At 44.9% G+C, this 12,958-nt stretch carries 7 protein-coding genes, 2 tRNA genes and 3 rRNA genes; 2 read left to right on the plus strand and 10 right to left on the minus strand.

The window, feature by feature from the left end:
• Positions 1-12 precede the first annotated feature (12 nt).
• From rrf to ftsY, 9 genes are all read right to left on the minus strand, one after another.
• Positions 13-127 (minus strand): 5S ribosomal RNA (rrf, locus tag F995_RS02485).
• A 191-nt stretch (positions 128-318) separates the two neighbouring features.
• Positions 319-3,215: ribosomal RNA gene (locus tag F995_RS02490) — 23S ribosomal RNA — on the minus strand.
• Positions 3,216-3,659: 444 nt separating this feature from the next.
• Positions 3,660-3,735 (minus strand) — tRNA-Ala (locus tag F995_RS02495).
• Positions 3,736-3,789: 54 nt separating this feature from the next.
• Positions 3,790-3,866: transfer RNA gene (locus F995_RS02500), tRNA-Ile, on the minus strand.
• 60 nt (positions 3,867-3,926) lie between these two features.
• A 16S ribosomal RNA gene (locus F995_RS02505) occupies positions 3,927-5,464 on the minus strand.
• The 16S, 23S and 5S rRNA genes sit together here with 2 tRNA genes alongside, the layout of an rRNA operon.
• A 471-nt stretch (positions 5,465-5,935) precedes the next feature.
• Complete coding sequence (locus F995_RS02510; protein ID WP_004645248.1) at positions 5,936-6,550, minus strand: DUF2057 family protein; 615 nt, start codon at positions 6,548-6,550, stop codon at positions 5,936-5,938.
• 198 nt (positions 6,551-6,748) lie between these two features.
• On the minus strand, positions 6,749-7,342 hold the full coding sequence (locus F995_RS02515; RefSeq protein ID WP_004645249.1) for a nitroreductase family protein: 594 nt from the start codon (positions 7,340-7,342) through the stop codon (positions 6,749-6,751).
• 196 nt (positions 7,343-7,538) lie between these two features.
• A complete protein-coding gene (locus F995_RS02520) occupies positions 7,539-8,228 on the minus strand; it encodes a nitroreductase family protein (protein ID WP_004645250.1) in 690 nt (229 codons plus the stop codon).
• Positions 8,229-8,405: 177 nt separating this feature from the next.
• On the minus strand, positions 8,406-9,509 hold the full coding sequence (ftsY, locus tag F995_RS02525) for a signal recognition particle-docking protein FtsY (protein ID WP_004278679.1): 1,104 nt from the start codon (positions 9,507-9,509) through the stop codon (positions 8,406-8,408).
• A 177-nt stretch (positions 9,510-9,686) separates the two neighbouring features.
• Here ftsY and F995_RS02530 point away from each other — a divergent pair, with 177 nt between their 5' ends.
• Both F995_RS02530 and F995_RS02535 read left to right on the plus strand, forming a co-directional pair.
• Positions 9,687-11,096, plus strand: a complete 1,410-nt coding sequence (locus F995_RS02530; RefSeq protein ID WP_004645252.1) for a M16 family metallopeptidase — start codon at positions 9,687-9,689, stop codon at positions 11,094-11,096.
• The gene (locus tag F995_RS02535; RefSeq protein ID WP_004645253.1) at positions 11,096-12,670 is read left to right on the plus strand and encodes a M16 family metallopeptidase; all 1,575 of its coding nucleotides are present in this window, start codon (positions 11,096-11,098) and stop codon (positions 12,668-12,670) included. The genes F995_RS02530 and F995_RS02535 overlap by 1 nt, the downstream gene beginning before the upstream one ends.
• Here the strand turns inward: F995_RS02535 and F995_RS16225 are convergent.
• Positions 12,594-12,917 carry a hypothetical protein gene (locus tag F995_RS16225; RefSeq protein WP_004645254.1) on the minus strand — a complete coding sequence of 108 codons (324 nt, stop codon included), beginning with the start codon at positions 12,915-12,917 and terminating at the stop codon, positions 12,594-12,596. The genes F995_RS02535 and F995_RS16225 overlap by 77 nt on opposite strands.
• Between the last annotated feature and the right edge of the window lie 41 nt (positions 12,918-12,958).

A 12,958-nucleotide genomic window follows, 5' to 3' on the forward strand; every position in this document is an offset into this window, starting at 1 on the left:
TTTCGAATAATGAGCTGGCGATGACTTACTCTCACATGGGTAACCCCACACTACCATCAGCGCTAAGAGGTTTCACTTCTGAGTTCGGGAAGGGATCAGGTGGTTCACTCTTGCTATGGTCGCCAGCACAACTGTTTATGGACTTGTTCGGGTCTTATTTACGCTGTTTATTTCGTATGCCTTACTTCGTACCAAATAGAATTCATTAACAGGTTTTATTTGAGTTGAATATTGTCATACTAACGAGCTTATGAATCAAGCTGTTTTGCTGAATATCGAATCGATTGATGCTTAATACAACAACTGTTTGGGTGTTGTATAGTCAAGCCTCACGAGCAATTAGTATTGGTCAGCTTCACATATCACTATGCTTCCACATCCAACCTATCAACGTCGTAGTCTTCAACGGCTCTTTAGGAGACATAAAGTCTCGGGGAAATCTTATCTTGAGGTAGGCTTCCCGCTTAGATGCTTTCAGCGGTTATCCCTTCCGAACATAGCTACCCGGCGATGCCACTGGCGTGACAACCGGTACACCAGAGGTTCGTCCACTCTGGTCCTCTCGTACTAGGAGCAGATCCTCTCAAATTTCCAACGCCCACGGTAGATAGGGACCGAACTGTCTCACGACGTTCTAAACCCAGCTCGCGTACCTCTTTAAATGGCGAACAGCCATACCCTTGGGACCTGCTTCAGCCCCAGGATGAGATGAGCCGACATCGAGGTGCCAAACACCGCCGTCGATATGAACTCTTGGGCGGTATCAGCCTGTTATCCCCAGAGTACCTTTTATCCGTTGAGCGATGGCCCTTCCATACAGAACCACCGGATCACTAAGACCTACTTTCGTACCTGCTCGACTTGTGGGTCTCGCAGTTAAGCGCGCTTTTGCCTTTATACTCTACGCGTGATTTCCGACCACGCTGAGCGCACCTTCGTACTCCTCCGTTACTCTTTAGGAGGAGACCGCCCCAGTCAAACTACCCACCAGACATGGTCCTCGTCCCGGATAACGGGACAGAGTTAGAACCTCAATATTACCAGGGTGGTATTTCAAGGACGGCTCCATCGCAACTAGCGTCGCGACTTCAAAGCCTCCCACCTATCCTACACAAGTAAGATCAAAGTTCAATGTCAAGCTGCAGTAAAGGTTCACGGGGTCTTTCCGTCTAGCCGCGGGTACACCGCATCTTCACGGCGAATTCGATTTCACTGAGTCTCTGCTGGAGACAGCGCCCCCATCATTATGCCATTCGTGCAGGTCGGAACTTACCCGACAAGGAATTTCGCTACCTTAGGACCGTTATAGTTACGGCCGCCGTTTACTGGGGCTTCGATCAAGAGCTTCGCTTACGCTAACCCCATCAATTAACCTTCCAGCACCGGGCAGGCATCACACCCTATACGTCCACTTTCGTGTTTGCAGAGTGCTATGTTTTTAATAAACAGTTGCAGGGGCCTGGTTTCTGAGGCTGTCGGCCGCTCAAGGAGCAAGTCCTATCACAGACAACAGCGTACCTTCTCCCGAAGTTACGGTACCATTTTGCCTAGTTCCTTCAGCAGAGTTCTCTCAAGCGCTTTGGTCTACTCGACCTGACCACCTGTGTCGGTTTCGGGTACGATTCCTGTGTAACTGAAGCTTAGAGACTTTTCCTGGAAGCATGGTATCAGCCACTTCACTGTACAAGTACAGCTTGCTATCAGTTCTCAGCATAGAGTACCCCGGATTTGCCTAAGATACATGCCTACAACCTTCCACCTGGACAACCAACGCCAGGCTGACTTAACCTTCTCCGTCCTCTCATCGCATTACACAGAAGTATTGGAATATTAACCAATTTCCCATCGACTACGCCTCTCGGCCTCGCCTTAGGGGTCGACTCACCCAGCCCCGATTAACGTTGGACTGGAACCCTTGGTCTTTCAGCGTGCGAGTTTTTCACTCGCATTGTCGTTACTCACGTCAGCATTCGCACTTCTGATACCTCCAGCAGACTTCTCAATCCACCTTCATCGGCTTACAGAACGCTCCCCTACCACGCATAATAAATTATGCATCCGCAGCTTCGGCATATAGTTTTAGCCCCGTTACATCTTCCGCGCAGGCCGACTCGACTAGTGAGCTATTACGCTTTCTTTAAAGGGTGGCTGCTTCTAAGCCAACCTCCTAGCTGTCTATGCCTTCCCACATCGTTTCCCACTTAACTATAATTTTGGGGCCTTAGCTGGCGGTCTGGATTGTTTTCCTCTTGACTACGGACGTTAGCACCCGCAGTCTGTCTCCCGGATAGTACTCATTGGTATTCGGAGTTTGCATCGGTTTGGTAAGTCGGGATGACCCCCTAGCCGAAACAGTGCTCTACCCCCAATGGTATTCGTCCGAGGCGCTACCTAAATAGCTTTCGGGGAGAACCAGCTATCACCAAGTTTGATTAGCCTTTCACCCCTATCCACAAGTCATCCCCTGGCTTTTCAACGACAGTGGGTTCGGTCCTCCAGTTAGTGTTACCCAACCTTCAACCTGCTCATGGATAGATCACCTGGTTTCGGGTCTATACCCAGCAACTAAACGCCCTATTAAGACTCGGTTTCCCTACGGCTCCCCTATTCGGTTAACCTTGCTACTGAATATAAGTCGCTGACCCATTATACAAAAGGTACGCAGTCACCGGACACAATGCCGGCTCCCACTGCTTGTATGCATGCGGTTTCAGGATCTATTTCACTCCCCTCACAGGGGTTCTTTTCGCCTTTCCCTCACGGTACTGGTTCACTATCGGTCAGTCAGGAGTATTTAGCCTTGGAGGATGGTCCCCCCATATTCAGACAAGGTTTCACGTGCCTCGCCCTACTCGACATCATCATATAAGCCCTTTCGTGTACAGGACTATCACCGTCTACGGTCGCACTTCCCAGAGCGTTCCACTAGAACTTATATGACTTAATGGGCTCTTCCCCTTTCGCTCGCCGCTACTGAGGGAATCTCAATTGATTTCTTTTCCTAAGGGTACTGAGATGTTTCACTTCCCCTCGTTCGCCTTGCAACACTATGTATTCATGTTGCAATACCTACCTTATGGTAAGTGGGTTTCCCCATTCAGACATCTCCGGATCACAGGATATTTGCCGCCTCCCCGGAGCTTTTCGCAGGCTATCACGTCTTTCATCGCCTCTGACTGCCAAGGCATCCACCACATGCACTTAATTACTTGACTATACAACCCCAAACAGTCGTTTATCCTTACAAGTAGGATAAGCAACAGAGCTTGTCTTGCGACTTACTCATACAGTTGGCGTTTCGTAGACTTAACTACTGTACAGCTTCAATTAGATTCATATACCAAAACGCTTGATTCAGTTAATTTCGCTAGAACTCATTTCTTGTAGTTGCCTACTTGAAACGAGTTTGAACAAATTATTTCAACTCAAATATATTCTGTTAATGATTTTTCCAGCCTTCGTCAGGTCAGGAAACTGTGATAAATCACAGAGGTTATCAAGTGCGCGTATCATAACGCTTGTACTTGTTAATCTCTAGGATCTAAACACCTGATCGCTTAGGAACTAAACAACTTCATCACTGTATGATTACATACTGCGCGAAGCGTAGCTTCTTGCTTAAATTTCAAGGAAAAGCATGCTTTTCTTGTCTTGAAATTTGGTGGAGACTAGGAGAGTCGAACTCCTGACCTCCTGCGTGCAAAGCAGGCGCTCTACCAACTAAGCTAAGTCCCCAGCTTATCAATAAGTCAATGTATCGTTCTGTTTCTGCTTGCGCTTCGTCAGTAGTGGTGGGTCTGACAAGACTTGAACTTGTGACCCCACGCTTATCAAGCGTGTGCTCTAACCAACTGAGCTACAGACCCTCAGATACATCGTATGAAGAACAACTTGTTGTGGATTCTTACCAATCGTCAATCTTTCGTTAAGGAGGTGATCCAGCCGCAGGTTCCCCTACGGCTACCTTGTTACGACTTCACCCCAGTCATCTGCCACACCGTGGTAAGCGTCCCCCCTAAGGTTAGACTACCTACTTCTGGTGCAACAAACTCCCATGGTGTGACGGGCGGTGTGTACAAGGCCCGGGAACGTATTCACCGCGGCATTCTGATCCGCGATTACTAGCGATTCCGACTTCATGGAGTCGAGTTGCAGACTCCAATCCGGACTACGATCGGCTTTTTGAGATTAGCATCCTCTCGCGAGGTAGCAACCCTTTGTACCGACCATTGTAGCACGTGTGTAGCCCTGGTCGTAAGGGCCATGATGACTTGACGTCGTCCCCGCCTTCCTCCAGTTTGTCACTGGCAGTATCCTTAAAGTTCCCGGCTTAACCCGCTGGCAAATAAGGAAAAGGGTTGCGCTCGTTGCGGGACTTAACCCAACATCTCACGACACGAGCTGACGACAGCCATGCAGCACCTGTATGTAAGTTCCCGAAGGCACCAATCCATCTCTGGAAAGTTCTTACTATGTCAAGACCAGGTAAGGTTCTTCGCGTTGCATCGAATTAAACCACATGCTCCACCGCTTGTGCGGGCCCCCGTCAATTCATTTGAGTTTTAGTCTTGCGACCGTACTCCCCAGGCGGTCTACTTATCGCGTTAGCTGCGCCACTAAAGCCTCAAAGGCCCCAACGGCTAGTAGACATCGTTTACGGCATGGACTACCAGGGTATCTAATCCTGTTTGCTCCCCATGCTTTCGCACCTCAGTGTCAGTATTAGGCCAGATGGCTGCCTTCGCCATCGGTATTCCTCCAGATCTCTACGCATTTCACCGCTACACCTGGAATTCTACCATCCTCTCCCATACTCTAGCCAACCAGTATCGAATGCAATTCCCAAGTTAAGCTCGGGGATTTCACATTTGACTTAATTGGCCACCTACGCGCGCTTTACGCCCAGTAAATCCGATTAACGCTTGCACCCTCTGTATTACCGCGGCTGCTGGCACAGAGTTAGCCGGTGCTTATTCTGCGAGTAACGTCCACTATCCAAGAGTATTAATCTCGGTAGCCTCCTCCTCGCTTAAAGTGCTTTACAACCAAAAGGCCTTCTTCACACACGCGGCATGGCTGGATCAGGGTTCCCCCCATTGTCCAATATTCCCCACTGCTGCCTCCCGTAGGAGTCTGGGCCGTGTCTCAGTCCCAGTGTGGCGGATCATCCTCTCAGACCCGCTACAGATCGTCGCCTTGGTAGGCCTTTACCCCACCAACTAGCTAATCCGACTTAGGCTCATCTATTAGCGCAAGGCCCGAAGGTCCCCTGCTTTCTCCCGTAGGACGTATGCGGTATTAGCATCCCTTTCGAGATGTTGTCCCCCACTAATAGGCAGATTCCTAAGCATTACTCACCCGTCCGCCGCTAGGTAATGTAGCAAGCTACATTTCCCCGCTCGACTTGCATGTGTTAAGCCTGCCGCCAGCGTTCAATCTGAGCCATGATCAAACTCTTCAGTTTAATACTATGTAGTGCCTTAAAGGGCACCAATCTTGGCTCATCAATTTTCTGACAAATATTTCTCAAATAAACTTCGAGTAATTTCTACCATCAATCAATGAAAATAATTTCGATCAATCAACCAGTAAAAATCCACACAAGTTGTTCTTCATAATCTCTTAATGATCTTCTTAAAACCTCGTCAGTTTCAAGCTCCAACCCAATCACTTAACGTTTCGTTTCATGCATTGCGTTGGTGTGCTGCGTATTCTATACAGTTTCAAAACGAGCGCAAGGGCTTTTCTTAAAAATATTCAAAAAAACCAATCATGCGTTTATTTTTTAATCTAAAAGGCTATTTTTAACACTTTTTTTGCATTTTTCTAGCTAATTCCACATGAAAAGTTTAAGCAAATGTTAATTTTCTAGCCCTCATCTTATAAAAAAAAGATCACTTTAATGGTGATCTTTTTGATTCTTCATCAAAATATTTTAATTTGCCTGCTCAGCGAGCCAAGTCATAAATTTTTGACGCTCAGCTTTAGAAGCCTTCTGCCATAATTGAATCAGCTGCTGATCATTCTGTTCTGCTGACTGAGTATATATAGCTGCCGGTTGATTAACTTCTGTCGCAGCTTGAGTTGTCAAATCCACTTTTTTAGTCAACACTCGATTTCCAAACCATGGTTTCGCTGCATCTTTAGCGCCCGTCTGCTGGACTAAGAGCTGATTTTTTGCATCATATAGACCAATAATGGGCTGATCTTTATATTTTTGCGCTGCATCAAAATCCTTAGGCGCCTGAATGAGTGCTAAACGATAAGTCTCACCATCTTTAAGGCTGGGTGTTTTTACCGTAACAACACCTGACTTTAAAATGTCATGTGAATTGTCTGAATGCTGGAAAAATTCGTTATAGCGTACGCTGATCGCATTTATACCTGCATCCAAGCTATAAGTCTGATTAGAACGCAATAGACCCGAGTTCACCTCCTGATCATTTACGGCAACAATTTTTATTTCTTCAGGTACTGTGACGGTCACTGCTGAAAAAACTGATGTGCTAAACAGAAACACTGCTGCAGTTGCCGCAATACGTAAACCCATATCCTTTACTCATTTTTGGTTGTTTATTAAAAATTAGCTGCACTATGCCGCGTCTAAATGACAATCTTATGACAAAAGCTGGAATGATACAGCCTGTGTTTTTAGCATTTATTTGCTAGAGATATCACATCATATCCAAATCCAACTCTAAGACATAAAAAAGAAGCATCAAAGTGCTTCTTTTTAATCTAAAACTATTTATGCAAAGGTCTTAAAACGTTCTGCATCATCCATAAAGGTTTTTTCACCTGCAGGTGCTTCAATTGACCCAAATACCAGTTGAGCACGAAGTTTCCAGTGAGATGGAATCTCGAAAGTTTGTGCGACTTCCTCATCAATAATTGGATTATAGTGCTGTAATGAAGCCCCAATATTTTTTTCTGCCAAAGCGGTCCAGGTTGCAAACTGTGCAATAGCGGAAGAATGCTCAGACCAGACCGGGAAGTTATCGGCATAGAGTGCAAACTGCTCCTGCATCGACTTCACCACGTTCTGGTCTTCATAAAACAGTGCGGTACCATAACCTGCTGCAAAAGCATTGATCTTGCTATTGGTTGATTCAAATGCATCTGCTGAAACCAGATCACGTAAAGTTTCACGTACAATATGCCAGAAAGTATCATGTGATTGACCAAATAAAATCACCACACGCGAGGTTTGCGAGTTAAAAGATGACGGACTGTGCTTCACCGCATCTTTAATGATTTTCTCAATTTCTGCTTGATCCAGCTCTACATTTTTTCCAATTGAATAAATGCTACGGCGTTGTTTGATTTGATCTAAAAATGCCATGAATTCACCTCTATATATTTTGATTATTAAAAAATCGATAAAGTCATATTACGTGCTTTAAGCACCCAAGACAGGTGCATTTCGATAACAATGTGTTTTATTTATAGAACAATCAGATTTAGATCTGGGTAGCGTATTTGTATCTGATTTTATCTGCAGCTTCCATGCTGTCACATATAAAGTTCTCTATAAACTTTTAATTAAATACTTTGAAACGGTGCTGATCCGGCTTTTGTAATTTTTCTTCTACTGTTTGTTCAATTGATCCAAAGCAAAGTTGGGCTCGCAACAACCAGTTCTTTTCAATTTCAAAATGCTCAGCGACCCTTTCATCAATCAGTGGATTGTAGTGCTGTAAGGATGCTCCTAAGCCAGAATCTGCCAGCGTCGTCCACACAGCAAATTGCGCCATACCGGAAGTTTGTTCCGACCATGCTGGAAAATCTTCACTATTTAATGGCATTTTCTTTTGTAATTGTTGAATCACGGCTTGATCTTCATAAAACAAAACCGTGCCATAGGCAGCAGCACATTGATTCAACTTGATTTCCATTCCTTCGTAAATAGATGCCGGCATATGCTGACGCTGTACCTGTTTCACAATTTCCCAGAATTGATGATGAGAATCTGCAAATAACACCACAATGCGCGTAGTTTGAGAATCATAAGCCGAAGGGCAACTGCGCACTGCTTCCTGAATGATTTCGCCAAGATAAGTCTGACTATAATGTACCCGCTTACCGAGTTGATCGATACTACGGCGCTTTTTCAATTGATCGACAAAAGTCAGTTCTAAATCACCATTCAGTTTATTTTTTCTTGAAAATTTAAAATCCTTGGTTATATCGCTTGTTAATACCTGACCAATCTTATTTAGCAATGCCATTTTCTACCCCACAAAAAACAAGCCAAATCAGCTTAGAAAATCCCCTACAATTATAAGGCCTTTATCAAGATGGGCAGATTTAGTGGTGGTTTTACTGTCGGTTTTTACAACACTCAAACCAGCCAAAAACAACAAACTCCGCACTTGGCGGAGTTTATGTGAAGCATTGCACATTATTTATTTTTCAGTTTCAAATAATGCAGCAACAAAAGATTTGGCAGAGAATGGACGCAGGTCATCAATTTTTTCACCCACACCAATAAAGCGAATCGGCACATGAGTACGACTGGCGATATTAAACAGTACCCCACCTTTGGCAGTACCATCAAGTTTGGTAATAGTTAAGCCCGTCAAGCCTACCGCCTCATCAAACATCTCGACCTGATTAATAGCATTCTGACCAGTACCGGCATCGACCACCAACATCACTTCATGAGGTGCAGTGGCATCAATTTTCTGCATTACACGTTTTACTTTAGTCAATTCCTGCATCAAATGACCTTTGTTATGCAAACGGCCCGCTGTGTCTGCAATCAATACATCCACACCTTTGGCACGCGCACTTTCAAAAGCATCGAAAATCACTGAAGCTGAGTCAGCACCATGACCCTGAGCAACAACCGCAATATTATTACGCTCACCCCAGATCTGGAGCTGTTCAGTTGCAGCCGCACGGAAAGTATCGCCTGCTGCCAACATGACGGTCTTGCCTTCACCTTGCAGGCGCTTTGCCAACTTGCCAATGGTAGTCGTTTTACCGACACCATTCACACCAACTACCAGAATCACATAAGGCGATTTATTCGGATCAATATGCAGCGGTTTTACCCGTGGTGCCAATAAAGCCACCAGTTCTTCCTGAAGCGCTTTATAGAGTGAATGCGAATAGATCAAATCACCACGTGCCGTACGTTCAGTCAGGTTAGCGATAATGGTCTTGGTGGCTTCCACACCGATATCGGCCACCAGAAGCTGCTCTTCGACTTCTTCTAATAATTCATCATCAATTTCTTTACCACCGATCAGGATATTTACCATCCCATCGGCAAGGTTTTTACGGGTTTTGGTTAAACCCACTTTCATACGGCTAAAGAAGCCACCTTTCGCCGCAGAATCTTCATTTTCAGTTTCTGTTTCGACAGGTGCAGAAACTACAGCTGTTTCGCTTGGCGTTTCTACGATAGGCACATTGACCGCAGGTAAGCTCGGTAATGTGACATCATCATCTCCGATATCAGCATCAATCAAAAATTTGTTTTGCCCATTAGATTGCTGTTGCATGCCGAATCCTTGAAAAGCATTGCGTTAAAAACCCAGATTCTACCATAACTTGCCTGCTTTGCAGCTAGCAATGCAAATGCTGGACAAACATACCAAAAAGCTACAGCTCTCGGTTGCTTTCAAGCACGCATTTATTAAAAATAACTCTAAATACAAACGCCTATTTCAGGAGATCTAGTGTTCATCACCTTTTTGACTATCTCCTCTTTCTCGCAAATGATCAAACAGATGCTTTATCCACTCGGTGCAGCAGTCTTGCTTAGCCTGAGTTTTAACTCGGTTCAGGCACAAACCCGAAGCGAATTGTCACGGACTACTTTTGAAACCACTTTAAGTAACGGTTTAAAAGTCATTATTCGGGAAGACCATCGTGCGCCCATGGTAATGACACAAATTTGGTACAAAGTCGGCAGTAGTGATGAATCCGGAAATATTCTGGGGGTATCCCATGCACTTGAACATATGATGTTCAAAGGCACTCATAAAGTCCCAAATGATGAATTTACCCGTCTTAGCCGGATTTATGGCGGCAGTATCAATGCGGCCACCTTTACCAATTACACCAATTATTATCAGCTTTATCCTAAGGCCTATTTTCCTATGGCCCTGGAACTTGAATCTGACCGGATGAGTAATTTATTACTTCGACAGCAGGACTTCGAGCCAGAAATTAAAGTCGTCATGGAAGAACGGCGCCAGCGCACCGATGACAATCCGCGTGCGCAAGCCTTTGAACGGTTTAAATGGATCAGTTATCCGACCAGCCACTACCGTCAGCCGGTGATTGGACACATGAAAACTCTGAATAATATTCAGTTGAATGATGTCAAAAAATGGTATCGGGATTGGTACAGTCCGAATAATGCCATTCTGGTGATTGTTGGAAATGTAGAATCTGAAGCTGCTTTGGCTCAGGTACAAAAATATTTTGCTGACATTCCCGCACGCCCAACACCAGCACGCAATGATGTACTGGAGTTTGAACGCTTAGGCTATCGGCATATGGAGATTAATAGCAATGTTCATGTGCCCAATCTGTACATGACCTGGAATGTAAAATCCCTTGGCACTGCCAAAAACCCCCAAGATGCTTATGCCTTGACCATTATTCGCAGTCTTTTGGACAGTGGCATTTCTTCGCGTCTGCAAGACCGATTGGTACGTGATCGTAAAATTCTGACCTCTGTCAGCGTTTCTTATGATCCCTATAATCGCGGCGACAGCCTGTTTGGTATTTCTGCCTTACCTGCACCGGGCATCTCTTTGCAAGAAGCACAACAAGCAATTCAGGATGAAGTAGATTTACTTAAAACTACCGCGATGACCCAACAGGAAGTGGATCGTATCAGTACCCGCTTTATTTCCAATTTAATTTATAGCCAGGATGATATTGCCGGACAAGCTAAAATGATTGGCAATCTGGAGGTCAATGGCTTGAGTTATCGCCTGATGGATGAATTACCGAAACACTTTGAAAGTGTCAGTATTCAGGATATCCAGCGTGTCGCCAACGCCTATTTTGTGCGTGAAAATCTCAGCACACTTTATCTATTACCTGAACAAAACACCCAGCAACGGGGATTATAATGCTTAAACTTCGTCCATTTTTGCTTATTTCAATTTTAAGTCTGAGCTCGGCTACCTATGCAGAAAACTATCTGGATCCTCAACCTGACCAAAATGATAATCCAAGTCAGTTACAGTCTATCCCCTTGCTACAAAGCTTAAAAAATATTAATCAGCAACGGGGTTTTCAGGCGCCTTATATTCATGACCTGAACAATCGCTACAAAGTACGTACACTATTTGTTGAAACGCAGGATCTTCCCATGGTGGATATCCAGCTGACCTTTAATGCCGGTTCGGCCCGTGATCAGGAAATTACCAAAGGTCTGTATGGTCTATCCAATATGGCAGCCAAGTTGATGCGTGAAGGAACCGACAAATATAGCGCCAATCAGGTGGCGGAAGTTTTTGACCAAACCGGAGCACAATTCAGCGTACAAGCCTATCGGGATATGTTTGTGGTTCGTCTGCGTACGCTTTCAGACCCGGAAAAACTGGAACCCGCATTGGGCATGCTGATGGAGGTTCTCAAGAATGCATCATTTAAACCATCCAGCATTAATCTGGCTTTAAGCAATACCCAAGTGGGACAAAAACAGCTGCAGGAAAATCCAAGCCGACTCATGGATATCCGTTTTTATCGTGCCCTATATGGTCAACACCCTTATGCAGAACCAATCACTGGTACCCAAGGCAGTACCAAGAAAATTAACGCAGAATTATTGAAAAAATTTCGTGATCAGTTTTTGGTGGCGCAAAATATGAATATTTCCATTACTGGAAAACTCAGCCCGAAACAGGCACTGGAACTGTCTGAACGCATTGCCGGTAATTTACCCCAAGGGCAAAAAGCAGTGCGATTGCCACAACCTGAAACTCAATCTGGTTTTGAAGTGGTACATCTACCCTATAACTCGTCTCAGGCGCATGTCACCTTTGGGCATTTAGGCCCAACCCGCTTTACTGAAGATAAACTGGCTTTAGAAGTCGCCAATCGCATGTTTGGCGGTAGCGGATTTAATGCGGTATTGATGCAGGAACTGCGGGTGAAACGTGGTTTTACTTATGGCGCTTATAGTTCATTGAGCTTTAGTCAGGCACCCGGCGTATTCAGCTTTAAGTATTCCACGCGTCAGGATCAACTGCTGGAGAGTATTCAGGTCGCACATCAGGCTTTTATCAACTTTGTCAGCCAACCTATTGATACTCAGCGTCTGGAAGAAACCAAAGCAGGCATGTTACGTGCTTTTCCTAATAATTACAGCAGTAATGCCACCATTAATGCCCAGCTAGGCAATATGGGTTTTTATAGTGAGCAAACTGATTATTTATCCAGTTATCCAGAACGCTTGGCTAAAATCACAGCGGCAGATGTACAAAATGCAGTGCGCAAGCATTTTCATCCTGATCGCTTAACCCTAGTCGTCGTCAACAAAGAACTGGATCAAAATGCCTTGAAAATGCGTTTGGAGCGAAATTTAATGGATGCCAATTATTACTTACCAACAAACCCTATGCCTAAGGCATCTCCACAGAAACCGGCGGAAGCTGACGTGCCCGAAGTGATTCCTGCTGATAAGCCTGCATCAATTTAAGATATTGCCCACGACGGATATGCTGCTGCTCTAATAAAGCGAGTGCCATATCCTGAGTTTGGGGAAGGTTTTGCTGTTTAGACAGTTGCTGAATCTGGGTGACTTGAGCAATGCTCAACGGACGATATAGAGCAAATGCGGCTAAAAGTAGAATGATCGCAATAATAAAAATAACCACACTGTTATAAATCTGTTCCAGTTTGATTCTGCTGAAAAATTGGCTTAGTTTTTCTGTATCTATAGACATACACTACCTCAGGTTAGAGGTAGTGTATGGTCGCAGTTACA

Source organism: Acinetobacter sp. CIP A162 (assembly GCF_000367905.1).
Classification (GTDB): Bacteria; Pseudomonadota; Gammaproteobacteria; order Pseudomonadales; family Moraxellaceae; genus Acinetobacter; species Acinetobacter lwoffii.

Bases quoted from the DNA above. Each gene is read 5' to 3' on its own strand.
- F995_RS02510 (WP_004645248.1), bottom strand. From the start codon at position 6,550: ATGGGTTTACGTATTGCGGCAACTGCAGCAGTGTTTCTGTTTAGCACA.
- F995_RS02515 (WP_004645249.1), bottom strand. From the start codon at position 7,342: ATGGCATTTTTAGATCAAATCAAACAACGCCGTAGCATTTATTCAATT.
- F995_RS02520 (WP_004645250.1), bottom strand. From the start codon at position 8,228: ATGGCATTGCTAAATAAGATTGGTCAGGTATTAACAAGCGATATAACC.
- ftsY (WP_004278679.1), bottom strand. From the start codon at position 9,509: ATGCAACAGCAATCTAATGGGCAAAACAAATTTTTGATTGATGCTGAT.
- F995_RS02535 (WP_004645253.1), top strand. From the start codon at position 11,096: ATGCTTAAACTTCGTCCATTTTTGCTTATTTCAATTTTAAGTCTGAGC.
- F995_RS16225 (WP_004645254.1), bottom strand. From the start codon at position 12,917: ATGTCTATAGATACAGAAAAACTAAGCCAATTTTTCAGCAGAATCAAA.